This is a genomic window from Streptomyces sp. NPDC059009 (assembly GCF_042740175.1).
GTDB lineage: Bacteria > Actinomycetota > Actinomycetes > Streptomycetales > Streptomycetaceae > Streptomyces.
In genome coordinates, this window is sequence record NZ_JBHYJB010000002.1 from 312917 (window position 1) to 337866 (window position 24950).

The window sequence follows — 24950 nt, forward strand, 5'->3', positions numbered from 1 at the left end:
GTCGCAGGCCCGGCAGGCTCGGGAGGCCCGGGCCCGCAGGCCCGCGAGGGCCGGGCCGCCGCTCAGTGGTCCGGCTCCAGGTCGTCCTCTTCGAAGACCAGCAGCGTGCGCGTGCTGAGCACTTCGGGGATGGCCTGGATGCGGGTGAGGACGAGCTCGCGCAGGGCGCGGTTGTCCGGGGTGTGCACCAGCAGCAGGACGTCGAAGTCCCCGCTGACCAGGGCCATGTGGGAGGCCCCCGGCAGGGCGCGCAGCTGGTCGCGCACTGTCCGCCAGGTGTTCTGAACGATCTTGAGCGTGATGTACGCGGACGCTCCCTGCCCGGCCCGCTCGTGGTTGATCCGGGCGCCGAAGCCGCGGATCACCCCGTCGTCGATGAGGCGGTTGATGCGCGCGTACGCGTTGGCGCGCGAGACGTGCACGCGCTCGGCCACGGAGCGTATCGAGGCGCGACCGTCCGTGTGCAGTATCTGCAGGATGTCGCGGTCGATCGGGTCGAGGGAGCGCGGTTGGGGCTCAGGGGAGTGGCCGCCGGGTCCGTCGGCCATTCGTTCAGATGCCATGTCCCCCCGCCTCCCTACCATGGACGTACTGCATTCATCTCAGGCTGTGCAGAACCGTTTGTCCACAGCCTGAAGGTGCCTGTAGCCAAAATGTGCCGACGACCGAACAATCGGTAGGTGAGGCGCATCACAGACCGCGCCTCTGATGCCGTTCCCACAAGGAGACAGCTTCCCCCAGGAGGTGCCGTCATGACGGTCATGGAGCAGCGTGGCTCCTACCGGCCCGCCCCACCCCCTGCCTGGCAGCTCAGGACCGATCCCGCACCCTTGTTGCCCGACGCGGAGCCCTACCGCGTCCTCGGCACCGAGGCCGCCGGAAAGGCCGCCCCCGAGCTGCTGCGCAGGCTGTACGGGCAGCTGGTGCGCGGCCGCAGGTACAACGCGCAGGCGACGGCGCTCACCAAGCAGGGACGGCTCGCGGTCTACCCGTCGAGTACCGGCCAGGAGGCGTGCGAGGTCGCCGCCGCGCTCGCCATCGAGGAGCGGGACTGGCTCTTCCCCAGCTACCGCGACACCCTCGCCGCCGTCGCCCGCGGCCTGGACCCGGTGGCCGCCCTGACGCTGCTGCGCGGCGACTGGCACACCGGGTACGACCCGCGCGAGCACCGCGTGGCCCCCCTGAGCACCCCGCTCGCCACCCAACTCCCGCACGCCGTGGGCCTCGCGCACGCCGCCCGCCTCAAGGGGGACGACGTGGTCGCGCTCGCCATGGTCGGCGACGGCGGCACCAGCGAGGGCGACTTCCACGAGGCGCTGAACTTCGCCGCCGTGTGGCAGGCCCCCGTGGTCTTCCTGGTGCAGAACAACGGCTTCGCGATCTCCGTCCCGCTCGCCAAGCAGACGGCCGCACCGTCCCTGGCCCACAAGGCCGTCGGGTACGGGATGCCGGGCCGCCTGGTGGACGGCAACGACGCGGTGGCGATGCACGACGTCCTGAGCGAAGCCGTGTCCCGCGCGCGTGAGGGCGGCGGCCCGACGCTCGTCGAGGCGGTGACGTACCGGATGGACGCGCATACGAACGCGGACGACGCGACCCGCTACCGGGTCGACGCCGAGGTCGAAGCCTGGCGCGAGCACGACCCGATCCTGCTCCTGGAGCGGGAGTTGACCGAGCGCGGCCTCCTCGACGACGAGGCGATACGGACGGCCCGCGAGGACGCCGAGGCCCTCGCGGCCGACCTGCGGGAGCGCATGAACCAGGACCCGGTCCTCGACCCCATGGACCTCTTCACGCACGTGTACGCGGAGCAGACCTCCCAACTGCGCGAGCAGGCGGCCCAGTTGCGGGCCGAGCTGGAGGCGTCGGCGGAGGACGCGGGCGAGACGGGTGGGACGGGCGAGGCCGGGCACGGCACGGCAGGCGAGGAGAACGCGCGATGACCACGGTCGCGGCCCGGTCCGCCAAGCAGGCCACCAAACCCGCCACGATGGCGCAGGCCCTCGGGCGCGCGCTGCGCGACGCGATGGCCGAGGACCCGTCGGTGCACCTCTTCGGAGAGGACGTCGGGGCGCTCGGCGGCGTCTTCCGGATCACCGACGGGCTCGCCGCCGAGTTCGGCGAGGACCGTGTCACGGACACGCCGCTGGCCGAGGCGGGCATCCTGGGCACGGCGGTCGGCATGGCGATGTACGGGCTGCGGCCCGTCGTCGAGATGCAGTTCGACGCCTTCGCGTACCCCGCCTTCGAGCAGCTCATCTCCCATGTGGCGCGGATGCGGAACCGCACGCGCGGGGCGATGCCGCTGCCGATCACCATCCGCGTCCCGTACGGCGGCGGGATCGGCGGCGTCGAGCACCACAGCGACTCCTCGGAGGCGTACTACATGGCGACGCCCGGTCTCCATGTCGTCGCTCCCGCCACCGTCGCCGACGCCTACGGCCTGCTGCGGGCCGCGATCGCCTCGGACGACCCGGTGGTCTTCCTCGAGCCCAAGCGGCTCTACTGGTCGAAGGCCGAGTGGAATCCGGATGCCCCGGAGCGGGTCGAGCCGGTCGGGCGCGCGGTGGTGCGGCGCACCGGCCGCAGCGCCACGCTCCTCACATACGGCCCGTCCGTCCCCGTCTGCATGGAGGCGGCCGACGCCGCGCGCGCGGAGGGCTGGGACCTCGAAGTGGTCGATCTGCGCTCCCTGGTGCCGTTCGACGACGAGACGGTGTGCGCGTCCGTGCGCCGCACCGGCCGGGCCCTGGTCGTGCACGAGTCGAACGGCTTCGGCGGCCCCGGCGGCGAGATCGCGGCGCGGGTCACCGAGCGCTGCTTCCACCACCTGGAGGCGCCGGTGCTGCGCGTGGCCGGATTCGACATCCCCTATCCGCCGCCGATGCTGGAGCGGCATCATCTGCCGGGAGTGGACCGGATCCTGGACGCGGTCGCCCGCTTGCAGTGGGAGGCGGAGAGCTGATGGCGCCTGCTTTTGATGTGAACAGCCTGGAGTTCAAGCTGCCCGACCTCGGCGAGGGCCTCACGGAGGCCGAGATCGTCCGCTGGCTCGTGCAGGTGGGGGACGTCGTCGAGGTGGACCAGCCGGTCGTCGAGGTGGAGACGGCCAAGGCGATGGTCGAGGTGCCCTGCCCTTACGGAGGGGTGGTGACGGCCCGCTTCGGCGAGGAGGGGGCGGAACTGCCGGTGGGGGCGCCGCTGTTGACGGTGGCAGTGGGGACTCCCGCGCGCGGGGAGACGTCCGAGGGGGCCGTCGGGTCCCCGGTGCGGTCGGCGGCGGACTCCGTGGACGCTGCGGACTCCGCGACCTCTGCGCCTTCCATGGCCTCAGCGGCCGACGATTCGTCCGGCAACGTCCTCGTCGGGTACGGCACCGGCGCCCCTCCCGCGCGGCGCAGGAGGGTGCGGAATGTGTGGGCGCCCGAGCCGGTTCCTCCCGTTCCCCCCGTTCCTGCCGCGCCCCCTGCGCGCCCTGAGCCTCCCGCGCCCCGGGGGGCGGCGCAGGTACCGAGCGGACCGGTCCCGGTGATCTCGCCTCTCGTGCGCAAGCTGGCTCGCGAGAACGGCGTGGATCTGCGGGAGTTGGCGGGCAGCGGTCCGGACGGGCTGATCCTGCGGGCCGACGTCGAGGACGTGCTGCGCGCCTCGGCCCGTGCCGCCACGCCTGCGGTGTCGTCCGTCACCGGTGCGGGGGCCGCCCCCGCGCGCGGGACGCGGATTCCGCTGCGCGGGCTGCGTGGTGCCGTCGCCGACAAGCTGTCCCGCAGCCGCCGCGAGATACCGGACGCGACCTGCTGGGTGGACGCGGACGCCACGGAACTGATGCGGGTGCGCACCGAGATGAACGCGTCGGGCGGCCCGAAGATCTCCGTCCTCGCGCTGCTCGCCCGCATCTGCGTCGCCGCCCTCGCCCGCCACCCGGAGCTCAACTCCACGGTGGACCTGGAGGCACGCGAGGTCGTGCAGCTCGACGCGGTGCACCTCGGCTTCGCGGCGCAGACGGACCGGGGGCTCGTCGTCCCCGTCGTACGGGATGCGCACGCGCGCGACACGGAGTCGCTCAGCGCCGAGCTGGGGCGGCTCGCCGACTCCGCCCGCGCCGGGGCGCTCACGCCCGCAGAGCTCACCGGCGGCACCTTCACCCTCAACAACTACGGGGTGTTCGGGGTCGACGGATCCACGCCGATCATCAACCACCCCGAGGCGGCCATGCTCGGCGTCGGGCGCATCGTGCCGAAGCCCTGGGTGCACCAGGGGGAGTTGGCGGTACGTCAGGTCGTGCAGCTCTCGCTCACCTTCGACCACCGGGTGTGTGACGGGGGCACGGCGGGCGGGTTCCTGCGGTTCGTGGCGGACTGCGTGGAGCAACCGGCGGTGCTGCTGCGGTCGATGTGAGGTCCGCGGCGCTGCGGTCGATGTTGAGGTCCCCGCCGCATGTGAAGTCCGCGACGCCCCCACGCGCGGGAGTGGTGTGACGGAAGTCCCGCACAGGAGGGACCCTTCGCGGGGGTGGCATTGATCGTGCGTGCGCCCATACTCGGGGGATGACCGCGCACCAGGACCCGCCCGACCCGGCGCCCGTCGTCCCGTACGACGCCGTGGTGCTCGCCGGGGGCGGGGCGAGGCGGCTCGGCGGGGCGGACAAGCCCGCCGTGCGCGTCGGTGGCAGGGCGCTGCTCGACCGGGTCCTGACCGCCTGCGCGGACGCCGGGACCACGGTCGTGGTGGCGGAGCGGCGGCACACCGTACGGCCCGTGGTGTGGGCGCGCGAGGAACCGGCGGGCGGCGGCCCGCTGGCCGCGCTCGAGGCGGGCCTGCGGCACACGGAGGCGGCGGCCGTGGTCGTGCTCTCCGCCGATCTGCCGTTCCTCGGCGAGCAGACGGTACGGGCGCTGCTGGCGGCGCTTCGGGACGGGGGCGCACCCGCCGAAGCCCACGTCCCCACTGAAGCCGGTGTCGCTGCCGAAGTCGGCGTCCCCGCTGAAACCCCCACCCCCACCCCCGCCGACGGCGCCGTGCTCACCGACCCCGAGGGTCGGGATCAACCCCTGGTCGCCGCCTATCGGAGTGCCTCGCTCCGGCGTGAGATCGCGCACCTGGCAGCCGTGCACGGCGGGGCGGCCGGGCTGCCGTTGCGGCGCCTCACCGAGCGGCTCGAGCTGGTGCGGGTCAGCGACCCCGTCGCGTCCTTCGACTGCGACACCTGGGATGACATCGCCGCCGCTCGGGCGCGTATCAGGGAGCATGGACGAGTGCTTGATGAATGGATCTCCGCAGTCAAAGCCGAACTGGGCATCGACCTCGACGTCGACACCGGCGTCCTGCTCGACCTCGCCCGCGACGCCGCGCACGGCGTGGCCAGGCCGGCGGCACCGCTGACCACCTTCCTCGTCGGGTACGCGGCGGCACAGGCCGCGGCCCAGGGCGGCACCGGCGGCCCCGAAGCCGTGGCGGAGGCCGCCCGCAAGGCGGCCGCGCTCGCGGTCCGCTGGGCGGACGAGGACCAGCCGGACGCCAAGCCGGGCGGCCCCGACGCGGGTTCGGGCGCCGGATGAGCGGGCAGCCCGCACCCGACGCCGAGTTCGACGAGGCCCTCGCCTTGGTGAACGGGGACCGGCCGCAGAGCACGACGTCACCGGCCGCGCCCGCCGCACCCGTGTCCGACACCGCGTCCGCCGGTCCCGCCCCCGGCCCGCGCCGGCCCGGCCGAGAGGCGCGCGGCGAGGAGCCGACCCGCGCCCCGGACCAGAAGGCGGCCGAGAGCGCGGGCGCCCGGACCCGGCGAGCCCGGCCCCACGCGCACACCACCCCCTGGCCCGCCGCCCGTCAGGTCGCCGCCCGGGCGCTGCGTCCCCTGGACCTCCCGGCCCTCGCGGCCGCCGCCGTCTCCGCGCCCCTCGACCGGGCGCTCGGCCTGGTGCTCGCCACACCGCTCGCCGCCCTCACCGACCTGCCCTCCTTCGACACGTCCGCGATGGACGGATGGGCGGTCGCGGGGCCCGGGCCCTGGTCGGTGCGGCCCGACGAGGCAGGGGTGCTCGCGGGGCACGGCGACGCCGAGCCGCTGTCGGACGGCGAGGCGGTCCGCATCGCCACCGGCGCCCGCATCCCGCAGGACGTCACCGCCGTGATCCGCAGCGAGCACGGCCGCATCGACGACAAGGGCCGGCTGCACGGCAAGGGCGAGGTCGTGCCCGGTCAGGACATCCGCCCGCGCGGCCAGGAGTGCCGCTCCGGCGACCAACTCCTGCCCCCCGGCGCCCTGGTGACCCCCGCCGTCCTCGGCCTGGCCGCGGCCGCCGGGTACGACGAGCTCGCCGTGCTCCCCCGCCCGCGCGTCGAAGTCCTCGTCCTCGGCGACGAGTTGCTCACCAAGGGGCGCCCCCACGACGGACTCATCCGGGACGCGCTCGGGCCGATGCTGCCGCCGTGGCTGCGCGCCCTCGGCGCCGACGTCACCGCCGTCCGACGGCTCGGTGACGACGCCGAGGCCCTGCACGACGCGGTCACCTCGTCCGGCGCCGACCTCATCGTGACGACCGGCGGCACCGCCTCAGGACCCGTCGACCACGTCCACCCCACCCTGCACCGCATCGGCGCCGAGCTCCTCGTGGACGGGGTGGCGGTCCGACCGGGCCACCCCATGCTGCTGGCCCGCATCAGCCGGGACCAGCACCTCGTGGGTCTGCCGGGCAACCCGCTGGCCGCCGTCTCCGGCCTCCTCACGCTGGCCGAGCCGCTGCTGCGCACGCTCTCGGGCCGAGCCGCCGTGGAGCCGTATGCCGCTCCCCTGCGCGAGGACGTGCACGGCCATCCGCACGACACCCGGCTCGTACCGGTCGCCGTGCGCGGCGAGCAGGCGGTGCCGCTGCACTACAACGGCCCGGCGATGCTCCGTGGCATCGCCGCCGCCGACGGCCTCGCGGTGGTCCCGCCCGGGGGCGCCCGGCAGGGCCAGGAGCTGGAGATCCTCGATCTGCCGTGGGCCGAACCGGGCGCACCGGCAGGGGAGTTGAGGGTCGGCCGGCAGGACGACGGGGTGTGTTTCACGTGAAACTGCCCGGCCATGACGCGATCGCCCGCCAGGCCGACGAGCACCTCGTCACCCATCGGATCCAACTGCCGCGCCGCGTCGTCGAGCGCCCGTTGCGGCAGGTCTCCAAGCGCCTGGCGATGGCCCTGTTCGTGCTCGCCCTGACGACCTTCATCGTCTGGATCGACCGCGACGGCTACAACGACAACACCGACAACGGCGTCGACTTCCTCGACGCCGCGTACTACGCGACCGTCACGCTCTCCACCACCGGGTACGGCGACATCGTCCCGGCCAGTGACAGCGCGCGGCTCTGCAACATCCTGCTGATCACGCCGCTGCGCGTGCTCTTCCTGATCATTCTGGTCGGTACCACGCTCGAAGTGCTCACGGAACGCACGCGCGAGGAGTGGCGGCTGGCCCGCTGGAGGTCCAACTTGCGTGATCACACCGTCGTCGTGGGCTTCGGCACCAAGGGGCGGTCCGCGATCCAGACTGTCTGCGCCACCGGTCTCAAGCCGGAGCAGATCGTGGTCGTCGACCCCAGCTCCAAGGTCGTCGACGCCGCCACGACCCATGGCTTCGCGGGCGTCATCGGCGATGCGACCCGCAGCGATGTGCTGCTCCGCGCCGAGGTGCAGCGGGCCCGCCAGATCATCATCGCGACCCAGCGCGACGATACGGCGGTCCTGGTCACGCTCACCGCACGGCAGCTCAACCGTGGGGCGAAGATCGTCGCGGCGGTGCGCGAGGAGGAGAACGCGCCGCTGCTGCGCCAGTCCGGCGCCGACGCGGTCATCACCAGCGCGAGCGCGGCGGGCCGGCTGCTCGGGCTCTCCGTGCTCAGCCCGAGCGCGGGCATGGTCATGGAGGACCTGATCCAGCAGGGCAGCGGCCTCGACATCGTCGAGCGGCCGGTGATAAAGGCCGAGGTCGGCAAGGGGCCGCGGGACCTGGACGACCTGGTGGTGAGCGTGGTGCGAGGGCATCGGCTGCTGGGGTACGACGACCCTGCGGTGGGCGGGCTGAAGGCTACGGATCGCCTGATCACGATCGTGCGGGTCTCGCGGGGCGAGCAGAGCACGGCCGGTACGCGGCCGTTGCCCTCGGAGTGAGAGCTCGGCTCTCGGTGGCTCTTGAACAGTTCCCTGCGCTCCAGGAGGCGTTTCCGTCTGCGCATGGGCGCCATTGGCCCCTGCGGGCTCGTCGTGGTTGCTCGCGCCCTGCGGCGGAGCCGCCGATCGAGCACAGCCCCGCGCCCCTCGTAGGGCGCCGTCCCGACGAGGCACCCCAGGAGTAGCCTCGCGGCCATGCATGCGATCACGATCCCCGAACCCGGTGGCCCCGAAGCGCTTGTGTGGGCCGAAGTGCCCGACCCCGTGCCCGGTGAGGGTGAGGTGCTGGTCGAGGTGGCGGCCAGTGCCGTGAACCGCGCCGACCTGCTGCAGCGCCAGGGCTTCTACAACCCGCCGCCCGGCGCCTCCCCCTACCCCGGCCTGGAGTGCGCGGGCCGCATCACCGCGCTCGGCCCCGGCGTCTCCGGCTGGGCCGTCGGCGACGAGGTGTGCGCACTGCTCTCGGGCGGCGGCTACGCGGAGCAGGTCGCCGTGCCCGTGGGCCAGCTGCTGCCCGTGTCGGAGGGCCTCTCCCTGGCCGAGGCCGCGGCGCTGCCCGAGGTGACCTGCACGGTCTGGTCCAACGTGTTCATGGTGGCCCATCTGCGCCCCGGCGAGACGCTCCTGGTGCACGGCGGTGCCAGCGGCATCGGCACCATGGCGATCCAGCTCGCGAAGGCGATCGGCGCCAGGGTGGCGGTCACGGCGGGCGGCAAGGAGAAGCTGGCGTTCTGCGGCGAGCTGGGCGCGGACATCCTGATCGACTACCGCGAGCAGGACTTCGTCGAGGAGATCGAGCGGGCCACGGACGGCGCCGGGGCGGACGTCATCCTCGACATCATGGGCGCCAAGTACCTGGACCGGAACGTGCGCGCCCTCGCGGTCAACGGGCGCCTCGCGATCATCGGCATGCAGGGCGGCGTCAAGGGCGAGCTGAACATCGCCGCGCTCCTGAACAAGCGCGCCGCGGTCACCGCGACCTCGCTGCGCGGCCGTCCCATCGCCGAGAAGGCGGCCATCGTCGCGGCGGTGCGTGAGCACGTCTGGCCGCTGATCGGCGGGGGCCGGGTGCGCCCGGTCGTGGACCGCACGCTGCCGATGAGCGAGGCGGCCGCGGCCCATCGCGTACTGGAGGAGAGCAGCCACATCGGAAAGGTCCTGCTCACGCGCGGCTAGGAGGCCCGCGACGGTCCCTGGGCCGGACACGACCTACCGGACCACGACCCACCGGGAGACGACCTAGCGGCGCAGCCGCAGCGCCAGGAAAGCCAGGCCGAGGCCGATGAACACGAGGCCCGCGCCGAGCGGCAGGATGCGCAGCCCCGGGACGGCCTGTCGGCTCCCCGAGGCGGTGCGGGCCGCTGCGGCGTGCGCCTCGCGGGCCTCGCGTGCCTCGGTCGAGGTGCGCGCGGGGGTGCGCACAGGCGTGCGCGCCGGACTCGGCTTCGTCTCTCGCGGGGACACCGGGGACGGTGGCGCCGACCGTACGGGTTCCCTGGTCGAGGCCGGTTCCGAAGCCGGATCAGAGGCCGGTTCCGAGGCCGGATCCAGGGGCTCGGCAGGCTCCATGGGCTCCGCCCTCCCCGGCCGCGCCCGCCCCTCCCCGGCCCGGCTCCCGGCCCGCGTCTCACCGCTCGGCTCGGCCGCCACCGGTGCGCGCGCCACGAGGGCGCCCCCGCCCACGTACGCGATGGACGTGGTGGACGCGGCGGACGCGGCGGAAGGGGGACCGGCGTGCCCGACGTACCCGGGCACCAGCAGCGCCGCCGTCAGGGCGGCTGCCGGCAGGAGCCGTGAGAACACCGTCGTCGCCCCCTCCCGTCACCGGGTTGCCAAGATCAACGCGTGCTGTCAGCGTCACATGGAGCGAGGAATCCGGCATCTCGGGCAATGAGTGGTGGATCACCGCTCTCCGGGGGCACCACGGAGGGGAGACGGACGCGTGCGAGAGAATGGCGGCATGGAGATGCCGAGGAACGAAAGGTCGCCGGAGAACCCCCAGGTCCTGGTCGTCGGACAGGACGGAATGGCCCTCGGCGGCGGAGGAGAAGACGACTCCCGCGAGGTCCCGGTGACGGAGATGGTCGAACAGCCGGCGAAGGTCATGCGCATCGGCAGCATGATCAAGCAGCTGCTCGAGGAGGTGCGGGCGGCTCCCCTGGACGAGGCGAGCAGGCAGCGCCTCAAGGAGATCCACGCCAGCTCGGTGAAGGAGCTCGAGGACGGTCTCGCCCCCGAGCTCGTCGAGGAGCTGGAGCGCCTCTCCCTGCCCTTCACGGACGAGGGAACGCCGAGCGACGCCGAACTGCGCATCGCGCAGGCCCAGTTGGTGGGCTGGCTCGAGGGCCTGTTCCACGGGATCCAGACGACCCTGTTCGCCCAGCAGATGGCGGCGCGGGCCCAACTGGAGCAGATGCGCCGGGCGTTGCCGCCGGGCGTGGGCGGCGGCGAGGAGGAGGCGGAGGGCGGCGGTATCGCGGGCCGCTCCGGAGGCCCGTACCTCTGACCGCTCGCACCCTCGACGGCCTCGACGGACACACGAAGGGGCCCGGTCACGCAGCGCGCGTGGCCGGGCCCCTTCGTACGTCGGACGGATGACGAACCGCGCCTCGGTCAGGAGGGGTTGCCCGTCGAGACCTTCAGCTCGATGTTGGGCATGTCCTTCGGGTCCACGTCCTCGTCGGCCTTCGGGTACTGCTCCATGACCATGCCCTCGCCGTACGTGTTCTCGTCGTAGTCGCTGGGCGTGTAGTGCCAGCCCGCCTTCTGGAGGCACTTCTTCACGGACAAGATGTCCTTGAACGTGAAGTTCGGCATCTTGATCTTGGTCTCGTCGTTGTACGCCGTGTCCGGCTCGGTGCACTCCGTCGTCTCGATCGTCTTCGAGCGGTCCGGCCCCCGGTGCCCCGCGACCGGCGTCTTGGACTTCTTGTCGGAGGGGTCGCCGCCCTTGTCGTCGCCGTTCAGCGAGATCGCCGTGATCAGGCCGCCGACGGCGAGCAGGGCGACGATGATCGAGCCGACGATCACCGGCATGTTCTTCTTGCGGCCGCCGCTGCCCGGGGCGCCCGACGTCTGCGTCGGGGCGGGGTTGATGGTGTACGGCGGCGGGGTCTGGGACGCCTGCGGCGCGTACGCGTTCGTCGGCGCCGGGGTCTGGTAGGCGCCCTGCTGCGGGTAGCCGTAGCCCGGGGTCGGGGCCGGGGTGGGCGCGCCGTACTGGCCCGGCTGGGGCTGGTACGGGGTCTGGACGCCGCCCTGCTGGGGGAGCGAGGAGTCGACGGGCGGGAACACCGCGGAGCCGACGCCCGCGCCGCTCGCGGTCTGCGCGCCCGGCACGATGCTCGGCGCCGCCGCCTGGAAGGACTGGGCGACGCGCAGGCACTCGTCGCGCATCGACTCGGCGGTCGGGAAACGCTCGTTCGGGTTCTTCTTCAGCGCGCGGGCGACGATCGCGTCGAGCGCGGGAGGAAGGGAGCGGTTGATCGAGGAGGGCGCGACCGGCTCCTCCTGGACGTGCGCGTACGCGATCGCGAGGGGCGAGTCCGCCTCGAACGGGAGCCGCCCGGTGCACAGTTGGAAGAGCATGATGCCGACCGAGTACAGGTCGGAGCGGGCGTCGACGCCGCGGCCCAGGGCCTGTTCGGGCGAGAGGTACTGCGGGGTGCCGACGACCATGCCCGTCTGGGTCATCGAGGTGACGCCGGACTGCATGGCGCGGGCGATGCCGAAGTCCATGACCTTGACGACGTTGCGCTTCGTCATCATCACGTTGCCGGGCTTGATGTCGCGGTGGACCAGGCCCATTTCGTGGCTGATCTCCAGGGCCGCCAGGACGTCCGCGGTGATCTTCAGGGCCTGGTCGGTGGGCATCGCACCGTACTGCTGCACGGCGGCGTCCAGGACGGAGCCGAGCGGCTTGCCCTCCACGTACTCCATGACGATGTACGGCATCGTCGCGCCGTCCAGCTCGTCCTCGCCGGTGTCGAAGACCGACACGATGTTCGTGTGCGTGAGCTTCGCCACGGACTGGGCCTCGCGGCGGAAGCGCTCGCGGAAGGACTGCTCGCGGCCGAGCTCGGTGTGCAGGGTCTTGATCGCGACCTGTCGGTCCAGGACGGAGTCGTAGGCCAGGTGTACGGAGGCCATGCCGCCCTCGCCCAGCAGATCTTGCAGCTGGTAGCGGCCGCCGGCGAGGGAGCGCCCCGCATACCGGCCCTGTGCAGCGCCGTCCTGGCTCATTTGTGCGTCCCCCATCGGCGCGGTGGCCGAGGCGGCTCCGCGGCTGGTGATCGATTACCGCTATTCCAGGCCAAGTCTGCCCGAGGACGATGACGCGTCAAGCTCGGTGCCCGTTCCGTGACCGTACGAGCAAGAAGCGTCTCGGAAGCGTTACAAGTTTGCGCGAAGGGGCCTGTGGGGGGTTGGATGTCCGGTCCACCTCGGACCGGCATGCCCCGCGAAGGCTGTAGCGTGGCACGGCGGAGACCCCTGTACCGCGACGTACGCAATCAAGACGTACCACGATCAGAAACGACGGCGAGGACTGATGGCACAGACGCAGCGCGCTCAGGGCCCGTCCGACCCCGAGGCGACTGGCGGCGGTATGTCAGACGCGCCGGAGATGTGGGGCAACGGCGGGCTTGTCGGCGATGGCCGATATCGACTCACCCGGCGGCTCGGCCGGGGCGGCATGGCGGAGGTGTTCGCCGCCGAGGACGTTCGGCTCGGGCGCATGGTCGCGGTCAAGCTGCTCCGCTCCGATCTCGCCGAGGACCCGGTCTCCAAGGCCCGCTTCACGCGCGAGGCCCAGTCCGTCGCGGGCCTCAACCACCATGCGGTGGTGGCGGTCTACGACTCGGGCGAGGACCAGGTCGGGCCGAACATCGTCCCGTACATCGTCATGGAGATCGTCGAGGGACGGACGATCCGGGACCTGCTGATCAACGCCGAGGCCCCCGGGCCCGAGCAGGCGCTGATCATCGTCTCCGGTGTCCTGGAGGCGCTCGCCTACTCGCACCAGCACGGCATCGTGCACCGCGACATCAAGCCCGCGAACGTGATCATCACCAACACCGGTGCGGTGAAGGTGATGGACTTCGGCATCGCCCGCGCCCTGCACGGCGCGCAGTCGACGATGACGCAGACCGGCATGGTCATGGGCACCCCGCAGTACCTCTCCCCCGAGCAGGCGCTGGGCAAGGCCGTCGACCACCGCTCCGACCTGTACGCGACCGGCTGTCTGCTCTACGAACTCCTCGCCCTGCGGCCGCCGTTCACGGGTGAGACGCCGCTGTCCGTGGTGTACCAGCACGTCCAGGACGCCCCGGTGCCGCCCTCCGAGGTCTCGGACGCGGCGCCGCCGGAGCTCGACGGCCTGGTCATGCGCTCGCTCGCGAAGGACCCGGACGACCGGTTCCAGACCGCCGAGGAGATGCGCGGCCTGGTCCAGTACGGCCTGTCGATGCTCGGCGAGCAGGGCAGCCACACCGGTACGTGGAACACCGGCCCCGTCGACATGGCCGCCATCGGCATGCACGAGGGCGGCAACACCCCGGCGATGGGCGTCGCGGGCACCGCGGCGATGCCGCACCCGGGCGACTCCGGCACCGCGCAGATCCCGGCGCAGCCGATGCTGCGGCAGTCGGGCGGGGACGACGGCGGCTTCGACGGCGGGTACCGCGACGGCGGGCGCGGCAAGGGCCGCGGCAAGATGTGGCTCTTCGCGGTGCTCGCGATCATCGCGATCGCGGCCGGTGTCGCGTTCGCGCTGCAGGCGACGGGCGACAAGAAGAAGCCCGACAACGGCCCGACGACGCCCACCACGAAGCAGTCCCAGTCGGACAAGCCGAGCAAGAGCCCGGACGACGAGACGACGGACGAGGAGACGGATCCCGGCGGCGGCACCGGCGGCCAGTCCGAGTACAGCCCGCCGCCCTCGCACAACACACCGTCGCAGAACCCGACGCCGACCAACAGCCAGCCGAGCGACCCCGAGACCACGCCCTCGGACCCGGAGACGACCCCGTCGGACCCGGAGACCACGCCCTCGGACCCGGAGACGGAGCCGTCCGACCCGGAGACCTCGGCCGACGGCGGCAGCGGCAACGGCGGCACGGACGAGGGGTCCTTCGGCGGACCCAACGGAGCCTGAGCCGCGGACATGCCGGCCATGCCATAGAGCCACGGACATGCATAGAGCCACGGACGTGCCATAAGGGCGCGGGACCCCGACCGGGGTTCCGCGCCCTTATGTGTGGGCCGCTCAGGCCGGCTGTGCGTGGGCCGCTCAGGCCAGCCGCAGCACCCGCTGGCGCTCGCCCGCGCCCTGCAGGGTGTTCACCGTGACCATCTGCGGCTCGATGCGCAGATAGACCGGGTCGAAGGGCTCGCCGTCGACGAAGCGCGGGCCCGCGCCGAAGAGCTCCAGCTCGGCGGTGGTCGGCTCGATGGCCTCGCAGGTGCCCACGAACTGGACGGACCAGCCGCCGTCGTGCGGGGTGCGCGGGCTGAAGTTGTCGGAGCCGTACGCCACCACGCTGCCGATGCATGCCTGGTGGTGGCCGTAGCCCTTGTGCATGCGCAGCAGGATCCGGCCGTCGATGACGACGTGCCGGGCGAGCGCGAGGAAGGGCAGTGCGCGCATGCTGGTCGCCACTCGGCCGTAGTCGGTTCGGCTGAGCAGTTCGAAGGCGAGCTGTTCGTCGGTGGCGTCGGTGGGCATGCCCCCACCATCGTTGACGGACAAGGCGTCGGAAAAGGGGATCCCGCCCCTGGTCCCGGGGACGTAAGTCCTCCCCCGCCCTCCCCGGCTCAGGTAAAAGCCGGGGAAAGAACCGCAAAAATACAGGTCAGCGGGTCAGTGCTTCTCCGCCTGCATGCGGGCCACATAGGCCGCTGCCTGCGAACGCCGCTCCATGCCCAGCTTGGAGAGCAGGCTGGAGACGTAATTCTTGATCGTCTTTTCCGCGAGGTGGAGCCGCTCGCCGATCACGCGGTTGGTGAGGCCCTCGCCGATCAGGTCGAGGATCTTCCGCTCCTGCTCGGTGAGGTTCGCGAGGCGGTCGTCGCCCTTGGCGTTGTTGCCGTCGCGCAGCCGCTCCAGGACGCGGGCCGTGGCGACCGGGTCGAGCAGGGACTTGCCCGCGGCCACGTCGCGCACGGCGGTCAGCAGCTCATTGCCGCGGATGGCCTTGAGGACGTAGCCGGACGCCCCCGCCATGATCGCGTCGAAGAGCGCCTCGTCGTCGGCGAACGAGGTGAGCATCAGGCATTTGATGTCCTCGTTCTGCGAGCGGATCTCGCGGCACACCTCGACCCCGCTGCCGTCGGGGAGCCGGACGTCGAGGACGGCCACGTCCGGGCGCGTGGCCGGGATCCTGACCAGGGCGTCCGCCGCCGTACCCGCCTCGCCGACGACTTCGATGTCGGCCTCGACGGACAGCAGCTCATGGACTCCGCGGCGCACCACTTCGTGGTCGTCGAGGAGGAATACCGTGATTTTTCCATCTTCGCGCACGGTGTCAGTGTCACACACGAACTCTTCCCGTGCCCGGGGTGGCCGGGATAACGTGCCGGTGTTCCGGCCCCCTGCCAGGCTGTGATCAGTGCTGTGACCAGGAACGGTTTCCCGCTTTCTCGATTTACTTGGAAATCCGAGCAACCATTTACTTGGATTTCCAAGCAAAGTCGCAGGTCAGATGGGGTTTCACAGTTTCGGTATTCACTGGGTAACGTGCATAAGGCAGGGCACTCGCCGGGGCACCTGTCACGCCTGTTCCCGGCCGAGTCGCACCCACCCCCGTGCGCGGGCACGGAGCAGGCGAGCCGTACTGGCTCCCGGCAACCCCGGGGTCCGGACCGACGGAGGAGCACACGTGACCGTGGAGAGCACCGCCAAGAAGGCGGCGCCGAAGAAGGCGGCGGCCAAGAAGGCCACGCCCGCGAAGGCCACAGCCAAGAAGGCGGCGGCCAAGAAGGCCGCACCCCGTAAGGCCACGCCCACGAAGGCCGCGCAGCCCGAGCTCGTTCAGCTGCTGACCCCCGAGGGCAAGCGGGTCAAGCACCCGAAGAACTCCCCGCACGCCGAGTACGCCGCGTATGTCGACGGCATCACCGCCGAGGAGCTGCGCGGGCTGTACCGCGACATGGTCCTCACCCGGCGGTTCGACGCCGAGGCCACCTCCCTGCAGCGCCAGGGCGAGCTGGGCCTGTGGGCCTCGCTGCTCGGCCAGGAGGCCGCCCAGATCGGCTCGGGCCGGGCCACCCGCGACGACGACTACGTCTTCCCGACCTACCGCGAGCACGGCGTCGCCTGGTGCCGCGGGGTCGACCCGACGAATCTGCTCGGCATGTTCCGCGGCGTGAACCACGGCGGCTGGGACCCCAACAGCAACAACTTCCACCTGTACACGATCGTCATCGGCTCGCAGACGCTGCACGCCACCGGCTACGCGATGGGCGTGGCCAAGGACGGCGCGGACTCGGCCGTGATCGCGTACTTCGGTGACGGCGCCTCCAGCCAGGGAGACGTCGCCGAGTCCTTCACGTTCTCCGCGGTCTACAACGCGCCGGTGGTGTTCTTCTGCCAGAACAACCAGTGGGCGATCTCCGAGCCGACCGAGCGGCAGACCCGGGTGCCGCTGTACCAGCGCGCGCAGGGCTTCGGCTTCCCCGGCATCCGCGTCGACGGCAATGACGTGCTGGCCTGTCTCGCGGTCACCAAGTGGGCGCTCGAGCGGGCGCGCAGGGGTGAAGGACCGGCGCTCATCGAGGCGTTCACCTACCGCATGGGCGCGCACACCACCTCCGACGACCCGACCAAGTACCGCAGGGACGAGGAGCGCGAGGCATGGGAGGCGAAGGACCCGATCCAGCGCCTGCGCGCCTATCTCGAGTCCGAAGGTCACGCGGATGAGGGATTCTTCGCGGAACTCGAAGCGGAGAGCGAAGCGTTGGGCAAACGAGTGCGAGAGGCGGTGCGGGCGATGCCGGATCCGGAACCGATGGCGATCTTCGACAACGTATATGCGGACGGCCACGCCCTCGTGGACGAGGAGCGCGCCCAATTCGCCGCCTACCAGGCGTCGTTCGCGGACGCGGGGGAGGGCAAGTAGCCATGGCCGTACAGAAGCTTCCCATCGCCAAGGCGATCAACGAGTCGCTGCGCCAGGCCCTGGAGTCCGACCCCAAGGTCCTGATCATGGGCGAGGACGTCGGCAAGCTCGGCGGCGTCTTCCGCGTGACGGACGGGCTGCAGAAGGACTTCGGTGAGGAGCGGGTCATCGACACCCCGCTCGCCGAGTCCGGCATCGTGGGTACCGCGATCGGCCTCGCGCTGCGCGGGTACCGGCCGGTCGTGGAGATCCAGTTCGACGGCTTCGTCTTCCCCGCGTACGACCAGATCGTCACGCAGCTCGCGAAGATGCACGCGCGGGCGCTCGGCAAGATCAAGCTCCCGGTCGTCATCCGCATTCCGTACGGCGGAGGCATCGGCGCCGTCGAGCACCACAGTGAGTCCCCCGAGGCGCTGTTCGCGCACGTGGCGGGCCTGAAGGTGGTCTCGCCGTCGAACGCGGCGGACGCGTACTGGATGATGCAGCAGGCCGTCCAGAGCGACGACCCGGTCATCTTCTTCGAGCCGAAGCGGCGGTACTGGGACAAGGGCGAGGTCGACACCGAAGCCATCCCCGGCCCGCTGCACAAGGCCCGTACGGTGCGCGCCGGTTCGGACCTGACGCTCGCGGCCTACGGGCCGATGGTGAAGGTCTGCACGGAGGCCGCGGCCGCCGCCGAGGAGGAGGGCAAGTCCCTCGAGGTCCTCGACCTGCGCTCCATGTCGCCCATCGACTTCGACAGCGTGCAGACGTCCGTCGAGAAGACGGGCCGGCTCGTCGTGGTCCATGAGGCCCCGGTGTTCTACGGCTCCGGCGCGGAGATCGCCGCGCGCATCACCGAGCGGTGCTTCTACCACCTGGAGGCTCCGGTGCTGCGGGTCGGCGGGTTCCACGCGCCGTATCCGCCGGCCCGGATCGAGGAGGAGTACCTGCCGGGCCTGGACCGGGTGCTCGACGCCGTCGACCGCTCGCTTGCGTACTGAGGAGAGGAGTGTGACGACGATGACTGACGCCGCACAGGCCGTCCGCGAGTTCAAGATGCCCGACGTGGGCGAGGGACTCACCGAGGCGGAGATCCTCAAGTGGTACGTGCAGCCCGGTGACACGGTCACCGACGGCCAGGTGGTCTGCGAGGTCGAGACCGCCAAGGCCGCCGTGGAGCTGCCCATCCCGTACGACGGGGTGGTCCGTGAACTGCGCTTCCCCGAGGGCACGACGGTGGACGTCGGCCAGGTGATCATCTCGGTGGACGTGAGTGGCGGAGCCGCTCCGGCGCCCGCACCCGCCGCCGAGGCACCCGCGTCCGCCGAGCCCGCTCCCGCGCCCGCCGAGCCCGCGCAGGAGGAGGCCCCCACCGGGCGGCAGCCCGTCCTCGTGGGGTACGGGGTCTCCGAGTCCTCCACCAAGCGGCGCGCCCGCAAGCCCGTCCCCGGACAGGCCGAGGAGCCGCCCGCCGGGACGTACTACGCGTCCGCCGTACAGGCCGAGTTGAACGGCAGCGCGGCTCCGGCCCCTGCCCCCGCCGCGACCCCGGCCCCGCAGGCGACTGGCGGCGCCCGCCCGCTCGCGAAGCCGCCCGTGCGCAAGCTCGCCAAGGACCTCGGAGTCGACCTCGCGACGGTCACGCCGACCGGCCCGGACGGCATCATCACCCGCGAGGACGTGCACGCGGCGACGGCGGCCAGGGTGACCCAGGCGCCCCCGCCGCAGGCGGTCGGGCAGCCCGTGGTCGAGCAGCCCGCCCCGGTGGCGGCCCCCGCCTCCGTGGCGGCCGCCGACGCCCGCGAGACCCGCATCCCCGTCAAGGGCGTGCGCAAGGCCACCGCCCAGGCCATGGTCGGCTCGGCCTTCACGGCGCCGCACGTCACGGAGTTCGTGACCATCGACGTGACGCGCACGATGAAGCTCGTCGAGGAGCTCAAGCAGGACAAGGGCTTCGAGGGGCTGCGGGTCAACCCGCTGCTGCTCATCGCCAAGGCCCTGCTCGTCGCGATCCGCCGCAACCCGGACGTCAACGCGGCCTGGGACGAGGCGAACCAGGAGATCGTCCAGAAGCACTATGTGAACCTGGGCATCGCGGCGGCCACCCCGCGCGGTCTGATCGTGCCGAACATCAAGGACGCACACTCCCAGACACTGCCCGAACTCGCCGCGTCCCTGGGCGAGTTGGTGTCCACGGCCCGCTCCGGCAAGACGTCGCCCGCGGCGATGCAGGGCGGCACGGTGACGATCACGAACGTCGGCGTCTTCGGCGTCGACACCGGCACGCCGATCCTGAATCCCGGAGAGTCCGCGATCCTCGCGGTCGGCGCGATCAAGCTGCAGCCGTGGGTCCACAAGGGCAAGGTCAAGCCGCGCCAGGTGACCACCCTCGCCCTCTCCTTCGACCACCGCCTGGTGGACGGGGAGTTGGGCTCCAAGGTGCTGGCCGATGTGGCCGCGGTCCTTGAGCAGCCGAAGCGGTTGTTCACCTGGGCGTAAGCCAGTAAGCCAGTAGGTCCGTCGGCCCGTACATACGAGAAGGGGTCCGCCACAGTCTGTGGCGGACCCCTTCTCGTACGAGGACTTGCTTTCGTACGAGGTCTCAGGCGACCTTGAACCCGTAGTCCATCAGCTTCTTCGCGTCCGCCGTGCGCGCGTTGACCGACGACGACGTGAGGACCGTGCCGATCACCGTCTTGCCGTTCCGCGTCGCCGCGAAGACCAGGCAGTACTTGGCCTCGGGGCCCGAGCCCGTCTTCACGCCGATCGCGCCGCGGTAGCTGCCGAGCAGGTTGTTGGTGTTGGACCACGACATGTAGCGGTAGCCGCCGGTCTTCGTGGTGACCTTCTGCTTCGTCTTCTTCGTCTTCACGATCGAGCGGAACGTGGAGCTCTTCATCGCGGACGAGGCGATCTTCGTCAGGTCGCGCGGCGTCGAGTAGTTGGAGCCGTTGCCGATGCCGTCGAACGAGTCGAAGTGGGTGTTGCGCAGGCCGAGGTCGCGGGCGGTCTTGTTCATCTTGCCGATGAAGGACTTCACTCGCTTCGCCCGGGTGGAGCCGGAGCCGAACTTGTCGGCCAGCGCGTAGGCCGCGTCACAGCCGGACGGCAGCATCAGCCCGTACAGGAGCTGGCGGACGGTGACCTTGTCGCCGACGATCAGGTGGGCCTGCGAGGCGTTGTTGCGGACCACGTAGTCGCTGTACGCCTTCTGGACCTTCACCTTGGCGTTCAGGTTCAGGTTGCGCTGGGACAGCACCACCTTCGCCGTCATGATCTTGGTGGTGGAGCCCGTGGAACGGCGGGTGTCCGCGGCCTTGGTGTACAGGGTCTTGCCGTTGCCGTTGTTCATCACGAAGCCGCCCTTGGCGACGATCGACGGCTTCGGCGGTGCCGCGGCCTGTGCGGCCGGGGCGATGAACGCGCCCCCTGCCACGACGGCGCCCGCGGTGAGGATGACGGTGGTGGCCTGCCGTGCGCGACGGCCTCTGCCCGTGATGCCGATGTTCAACTGTTCCGCCCCGAGATGTCTCAATAGTGCAATTGGCCATGAGAGGCGGTCACATGAGAGCACCGCCCTTCCTTACGAGACGTATGAGACACCGCAAAGGATGTACGGTTCCGGGCTTTCCGGGTCTTTGCCCCTACGGGCAGCTCGGTGTGGACGGCTCGTTGCCCGTTCCGCATTCTGGACCGCTCTCCCTCATGCGTACGTGTTGTATCTATGCTGTGCGCATGCCAGCCGCCCTGAAATCGCCCCCCGCCGCCGAGCGCGTGTACGCGCACGTCAAACAGGCCGTACTGGAGCGCCGCTACGAGGGCGGCACGCTGCTCACGGAGGGCGAGCTCGCCGAGGCCGTCGGGGTCTCCCGGACCCCGGTGCGCGAGGCGCTGCTCAAGTTGGAGGTCGAAGGGCTGCTCAGGCTCTACCCGAAGAAGGGCGCCCTCGTGCTCCCGGTCTCCGCGCAGGAGATCGCGGACGTCGTCGAGACGCGGCTTCTCGTCGAAACCCATTCGGTGCGCAAGGCCGCGCCCGCGCCCCCGCAGCTCATCGCGCGCCTGGAGGAACTGCTCGAACAGCAGCGGGAACAGGCCGCCGCCGGGGACTTCGCGGGCGCCGCCACCACCGACCGCTGCTTCCACGCCGAGATCGTCCGCAGCGGGGGCAACGAGATCCTCTCCCGCCTCTACGACCAGCTGCGCGACCGGCAGCTGCGGATGGGCGTCGCCGTGATGCACTCGCACCCGGACCGGATCGCCAAGACCCTCACCGAGCACGGCGAGATCCTGCGGGCGCTGCGCGTCGGCGACGCCGCCGAGGCGGTCGACGTGGTGACCCGGCACGTCGGCTGGTTCCAGAACCTGGCCCAGGGAGCGGTCCGTTGAGCAGTCCCGACGCCCGGGAGGCCCGACTGCCCGGCGATCCCCCCGGCGGCTCGCGCGCCGTCCTCGTCTGGTCCGTCGGCGTCGCCGTCTACTTCGTCGCCGTCATCTTCCGCACCTCGCTCGGCGTCGCCGGGCTCGACGCCGCCGACCGCTTCCACGTCAACGCCTCGGCCCTGTCGACCTTCTCGATCCTCCAGCTGCTCGTGTACGCGGGCATGCAGATACCCGTCGGCCTCATGGTCGACCGGCTCGGCACCAAGAAGGTGCTGACCATGGGCGTCGTGCTGTTCACGGCGGGCCAGCTCGGCTTCGCCTTCTCGCCCTCGTACGGCATGGCCCTCGCCTCGCGCGCGCTGCTCGGCTGCGGTGACGCGCTCACGTTCATCAGCGTCCTGCGCCTGGGCACCCGCTGGTTCCCGGCCCGCCGCGGGCCGCTCGTCGCCCAGCTCGCCGGGCTCGTCGGCATGGCGGGCAACCTGGTCTCGACCCTGGTGCTCGCGCGCCTGCTGCACTCGGTGGGCTGGACCGCCGCGTTCGCGGGCTCCTCGCTCGCCGGGGTCCTGGTCCTCGTCCTCCTGCTGCTGTTCCTGAAGGACCACCCGGAAGGCCACGAGCCGGAGCCGTTGGCGCACACCGGGGCCGCCTTCGTGCGCCGTCAGATAGCCGCGTCCTGGCGGGAGCCCGGCACCCGGCTCGGCCTGTGGGTGCACTTCACGACGCAGTTCCCGGCGATGGTGTTCCTGCTGCTGTGGGGGCTGCCGTTCCTCGTCGAGGCGCAGGGGCTCTCGCGCGGGACCGCCGGCGGGCTGCTGACCCTCGTCGTCGTCTCGAACATGGTGATCGGCCTGGTCTTCGGGCAGATCGTGGCCCGCCACCACACGGCGCGCGCCCCCATCGCGCTCGGCACGGTCGGCGTGACCGCCACGATGTGGGCGGCCACGCTCGCGTACCCCGCGGAGCACGCGCCGATGTGGCTCCTGGTCACGCTCTGCGTGGTCCTCGGCGCCTGCGGACCCGCGTCCATGATCGGCTTCGACTTCGCCCGCCCCGCGAATCCGCCGGAGCGGCAGGGGACGGCCTCCGGCATCGTGAACATGGGCGGCTTCATCGCCTCCATGACCACGCTGCTCGCGATCGGCGTCCTCCTCGACGCCACCGGCGACAACTACCAGATCGCCTTCTGCTCGGTCTTCGTCCTGGAGGCGCTGGGGATCTCACAGATCCTGCGGCTCCGCAGGCGGGCGGTGGCGCGGGAGCGGGAACGGCTGGTGGCCAGCCGGGTGGAGATGGTGCACGTGCCCGTGTGAGTTCGGGGGCTCTGCCCCCCCCGGACCCGCTCCTCCACCGCCGGAGGGGCTCTGTCCCTACGGTGTCACCGCGAACTCCCGCAGGATCGCCTCGCCCAGCTCCTGGTCCCCGTCGACCTTCACCTTGTCCGCCACCGACGCGTACGTCACCCGGCCGCAGGCCAGCCTGAAGTACGTCTCCCAGTCGAGGCTGAACGTGACGAGGGGGCCGAGCGACGGGGCGTTGTCCACCGTGCCCTGGCCCTCGGCGTCCACGCGGACCGTGCGCAGGAACTCGACGGGGCCGCTCACGTCGAAGACGACCGCCGAGTTCGCCGGGGCGCCGGCCTTCTTGGCGACGACCTTCGGCAGCCCGTGCAGGAGCAGGTCCCGGGCGACGTACGCGCCGGGGGAGTCGAGGTTGCCGGGCTTGTTCAGGGTGGTGCGGAGGTCCTGCTCATGGACCCAGACGTCGAACGCCCGCATGCGCGTGGCCAGTTCGAGGGTGACCTCGCTGCCGAGGGGGCCGCGGATCTTGGTGCCCGGCTCCCGCGACTCGTTCCGCAGCTGGCGGGAGCGGCGGATGATCGTGTACTCCAGCTCGGAGGTCATCTCCGGCGCCGTGTGGTGGCGGCGGACGTCGACCTGCATCTCCATGTACCGCTGGCCCTCGGTCTGTACGTGGTACAGGTCGCGCGGCAGGGTGTGGATGGGCCGCGGGTCGCCCAGCATCTCGCAGTCCAGCCCTATGACATGGGAGACGATGTCGCGCACCGACCAGCCGGGGCAGGGCGTCGCCCAGCTCCACTCCCCCTCGGCGAGCGGGGTGACCAACTCGGATATCGCTTCCACGGAGTGGGTCCAGGCATCGGCGTAGGTTTGCAGGCTGGGATGGAGACTCACGGGACCCCTCGGCGGTCGTACGCGGGCGGTGGGTGTCTGGAACGATAAGTTACGCCGCCCAAAGGCACCCCGGCAGAGCTTTCGTGTGACGATCGTAGGCTGTTCCCGAAGGTAGCCCAGGGCTCGAATGCCAGGACGGTGGTACTGTGCGCGCTTCGCTGATCCAGATCGCTGCAGACGAGGACGAATCGGTCAACTCCCGCCGGGGGCGCGTGGCTTCCCGCGTGCGCGAGGTGGCGGCTCGGGAGGGACTCGAGGGCGACGGGCTGATCGTGCTGCCCGAGTTGTGGACGACGGGCGCCTTCGCCTACCGGTCCTTCGCCGCCGACGCCGAGCCGCTCGAGGGCCCCACGTACGAGGCGATGGCGAAGGCCGCGAGCGAGGCCGGGGTCTGGCTGCACGCGGGCTCGATCACCGAGCGGGCCGCGCCGGACAGCGGCGCCGCCGACGGCGAAGGTCCCCTCTACAACACCTCGCTCGTCTTCTCCCCCGACGGTGAACTCGCCGCCGCCTACCGCAAGATCCACCGCTTCGGCTTCGACAAGGGCGAGGCTGTCCTGATGGCCGCGGGCACCGAACTGGCCACCGTGCGGCTGCCGGAGACCACCCTCGGCCTCGCCACCTGCTACGACCTCCGCTTCCCCGAGCTCTTCCGGGGCCTGGTCGACGCGGGCGCCGAGACCCTGGTGATCCCCGCGGGCTGGCCCGAGCGGCGCCGCGCGCACTGGACGCTGCTGGCCCAGGCGCGCGCCGTGGAGAACCAGGCGTACGTCCTGGCCTGCGGCGCCGTCGGCACGAACGGCGGGGTGGAGCAGGCCGGGCACAGCATCGTCGTCGACCCCTGGGGCGAGGTGCTCGGCGAGGCGGGCGCGGGCGAGGAGGTGCTGACCGTGGACCTGGACCTGGGGAAGGTGGCCAGGACCAGGGAGCAGTTCCCGGCGCTCAAGGACCGGCTGCTCGGGGTGGCGGCACCCCGCCGCTGACGCGGCCCTGTGGTCAGGGGGCCCAGCCGAGGGCCGTAGAGCCTCTCACTCGCTTGGGCTTCGCCGATCGCGGCATCCCAGGCCCGGTGTTCTGATGATCGAAAAGCTGGTCACTGTGTGCAGTCATCTGCATACGGAACGTA

At 71.5% G+C, this 24950-nt stretch carries 22 protein-coding genes; 15 read left to right on the forward strand and 7 right to left on the reverse strand.

Annotation, left to right across the window (positions count from 1 at the left end; translation table 11 throughout):
- Nucleotides 1-62: 62 nt before the first annotated feature.
- Nucleotides 63-548 (reverse strand): Lrp/AsnC family transcriptional regulator, encoded by a 486-nt coding sequence (locus tag ACFWYM_RS03200; RefSeq protein ID WP_384829432.1) that lies wholly within the window; start codon nt 546-548, stop codon nt 63-65.
- Nucleotides 549-752: 204 nt separating this feature from the next.
- Here ACFWYM_RS03200 and pdhA (ACFWYM_RS03205) point away from each other — a divergent pair, with 204 nt between their 5' ends.
- The 7 genes from pdhA (ACFWYM_RS03205) to ACFWYM_RS03235 all read left to right on the forward strand — a co-directional run bounded on the left by pdhA (ACFWYM_RS03205) (nt 753) and on the right by ACFWYM_RS03235 (nt 9327).
- A complete protein-coding gene (pdhA, locus tag ACFWYM_RS03205) occupies nt 753-1943 on the forward strand; it encodes a pyruvate dehydrogenase (acetyl-transferring) E1 component subunit alpha (protein ID WP_384829300.1) in 1191 nt (396 codons plus the stop codon).
- Nucleotides 1940-2965, forward strand: coding sequence for an alpha-ketoacid dehydrogenase subunit beta (locus ACFWYM_RS03210; RefSeq protein WP_384829302.1), 1026 nt, complete (start codon nt 1940-1942; stop codon nt 2963-2965). The genes pdhA (ACFWYM_RS03205) and ACFWYM_RS03210 overlap by 4 nt, the downstream gene beginning before the upstream one ends.
- On the forward strand, nt 2965-4398 hold the full coding sequence (locus ACFWYM_RS03215; RefSeq protein ID WP_384829304.1) for a dihydrolipoamide acetyltransferase family protein: 1434 nt from the start codon (nt 2965-2967) through the stop codon (nt 4396-4398). The genes ACFWYM_RS03210 and ACFWYM_RS03215 overlap by 1 nt, the downstream gene beginning before the upstream one ends.
- A gap of 149 nt (nt 4399-4547) precedes the next feature.
- A complete protein-coding gene (locus tag ACFWYM_RS03220) occupies nt 4548-5558 on the forward strand; it encodes a DUF6457 domain-containing protein (protein ID WP_384829306.1) in 1011 nt (336 codons plus the stop codon).
- Nucleotides 5555-7057 carry a molybdopterin-binding protein gene (locus tag ACFWYM_RS03225; RefSeq protein ID WP_384829308.1) on the forward strand — a complete coding sequence of 501 codons (1503 nt, stop codon included), beginning with the start codon at nt 5555-5557 and terminating at the stop codon, nt 7055-7057. The genes ACFWYM_RS03220 and ACFWYM_RS03225 overlap by 4 nt, the downstream gene beginning before the upstream one ends.
- Nucleotides 7054-8151, forward strand: coding sequence for a potassium channel family protein (locus ACFWYM_RS03230; RefSeq protein WP_384829310.1), 1098 nt, complete (start codon nt 7054-7056; stop codon nt 8149-8151). Before ACFWYM_RS03225 ends, ACFWYM_RS03230 begins: the two co-directional genes overlap by 4 nt.
- Nucleotides 8152-8346: 195 nt before the next feature.
- The gene (locus tag ACFWYM_RS03235) at nt 8347-9327 is read left to right on the forward strand and encodes an NAD(P)H-quinone oxidoreductase (RefSeq protein ID WP_384829312.1); all 981 of its coding nucleotides are present in this window, start codon (nt 8347-8349) and stop codon (nt 9325-9327) included.
- A 63-nt stretch (nt 9328-9390) separates the two neighbouring features.
- On the opposite strand, the gene ACFWYM_RS03240 is transcribed toward ACFWYM_RS03235, so the two are convergent.
- Entirely contained in the window at nt 9391-9954 is a 564-nt protein-coding gene (locus tag ACFWYM_RS03240) for a hypothetical protein (RefSeq protein ID WP_384829314.1), read from the reverse strand.
- Between the two features lie 157 nt (nt 9955-10111).
- Between ACFWYM_RS03240 and ACFWYM_RS03245 the strand changes: the two genes are divergently transcribed.
- A complete protein-coding gene (locus ACFWYM_RS03245; protein ID WP_384829315.1) occupies nt 10112-10657 on the forward strand; it encodes a bacterial proteasome activator family protein in 546 nt (181 codons plus the stop codon).
- A gap of 107 nt (nt 10658-10764) precedes the next feature.
- Here the strand turns inward: ACFWYM_RS03245 and ACFWYM_RS03250 are convergent, their stop codons facing one another.
- Nucleotides 10765-12393, reverse strand: a complete 1629-nt coding sequence (locus ACFWYM_RS03250) for a protein kinase (protein ID WP_384829317.1) — start codon at nt 12391-12393, stop codon at nt 10765-10767.
- A 307-nt stretch (nt 12394-12700) separates the two neighbouring features.
- Between ACFWYM_RS03250 and ACFWYM_RS03255 the strand changes: the two genes are divergently transcribed.
- The gene (locus tag ACFWYM_RS03255) at nt 12701-14305 is read left to right on the forward strand and encodes a protein kinase (RefSeq protein WP_384829319.1); all 1605 of its coding nucleotides are present in this window, start codon (nt 12701-12703) and stop codon (nt 14303-14305) included.
- 135 nt (nt 14306-14440) lie between these two features.
- Here ACFWYM_RS03255 and ACFWYM_RS03260 read toward each other — a convergent pair whose 3' ends face one another.
- Both ACFWYM_RS03260 and ACFWYM_RS03265 read right to left on the reverse strand, forming a co-directional pair.
- Entirely contained in the window at nt 14441-14875 is a 435-nt protein-coding gene (locus ACFWYM_RS03260; protein ID WP_384829321.1) for a pyridoxamine 5'-phosphate oxidase family protein, read from the reverse strand.
- Nucleotides 14876-15010: 135 nt separating this feature from the next.
- Nucleotides 15011-15670, reverse strand: coding sequence for a response regulator (locus ACFWYM_RS03265; protein ID WP_384829323.1), 660 nt, complete (start codon nt 15668-15670; stop codon nt 15011-15013).
- Nucleotides 15671-16028: 358 nt separating this feature from the next.
- On the opposite strand from ACFWYM_RS03265, the gene pdhA (ACFWYM_RS03270) reads away from it, so the two are divergent.
- Genes pdhA (ACFWYM_RS03270) through ACFWYM_RS03280 form a run of 3 tightly spaced genes read left to right on the forward strand, consistent with a single transcriptional unit; the run spans nt 16029 to nt 19748 of the window.
- Entirely contained in the window at nt 16029-17267 is a 1239-nt protein-coding gene (gene pdhA / locus ACFWYM_RS03270) for a pyruvate dehydrogenase (acetyl-transferring) E1 component subunit alpha (protein ID WP_384829325.1), read from the forward strand.
- Nucleotides 17268-17269: 2 nt separating this feature from the next.
- The gene (locus ACFWYM_RS03275) at nt 17270-18250 is read left to right on the forward strand and encodes an alpha-ketoacid dehydrogenase subunit beta (RefSeq protein WP_384829326.1); all 981 of its coding nucleotides are present in this window, start codon (nt 17270-17272) and stop codon (nt 18248-18250) included.
- Nucleotides 18251-18260: 10 nt separating this feature from the next.
- The gene (locus ACFWYM_RS03280; RefSeq protein WP_384829328.1) at nt 18261-19748 is read left to right on the forward strand and encodes a dihydrolipoamide acetyltransferase family protein; all 1488 of its coding nucleotides are present in this window, start codon (nt 18261-18263) and stop codon (nt 19746-19748) included.
- Nucleotides 19749-19851: 103 nt separating this feature from the next.
- On the opposite strand, the gene ACFWYM_RS03285 is transcribed toward ACFWYM_RS03280, so the two are convergent.
- The gene (locus ACFWYM_RS03285; RefSeq protein ID WP_384829329.1) at nt 19852-20760 is read right to left on the reverse strand and encodes a D-alanyl-D-alanine carboxypeptidase family protein; all 909 of its coding nucleotides are present in this window, start codon (nt 20758-20760) and stop codon (nt 19852-19854) included.
- 224 nt (nt 20761-20984) lie between these two features.
- Here ACFWYM_RS03285 and ACFWYM_RS03290 point away from each other — a divergent pair, with 224 nt between their 5' ends.
- The gene (locus ACFWYM_RS03290; RefSeq protein ID WP_384829331.1) at nt 20985-21635 is read left to right on the forward strand and encodes a GntR family transcriptional regulator; all 651 of its coding nucleotides are present in this window, start codon (nt 20985-20987) and stop codon (nt 21633-21635) included.
- Complete coding sequence (locus ACFWYM_RS03295) at nt 21632-22942, forward strand: nitrate/nitrite transporter (RefSeq protein WP_384829333.1); 1311 nt, start codon at nt 21632-21634, stop codon at nt 22940-22942. The genes ACFWYM_RS03290 and ACFWYM_RS03295 overlap by 4 nt, the downstream gene beginning before the upstream one ends.
- Before the next feature lie 57 nt (nt 22943-22999).
- Here the strand turns inward: ACFWYM_RS03295 and ACFWYM_RS03300 are convergent, their stop codons facing one another.
- A complete protein-coding gene (locus ACFWYM_RS03300) occupies nt 23000-23824 on the reverse strand; it encodes a maleylpyruvate isomerase family mycothiol-dependent enzyme (protein ID WP_384829335.1) in 825 nt (274 codons plus the stop codon).
- A gap of 146 nt (nt 23825-23970) precedes the next feature.
- On the opposite strand from ACFWYM_RS03300, the gene ACFWYM_RS03305 reads away from it, so the two are divergent.
- Entirely contained in the window at nt 23971-24807 is an 837-nt protein-coding gene (locus tag ACFWYM_RS03305) for a carbon-nitrogen family hydrolase (protein WP_384829337.1), read from the forward strand.
- Nucleotides 24808-24950: the final 143 nt, after the last annotated feature.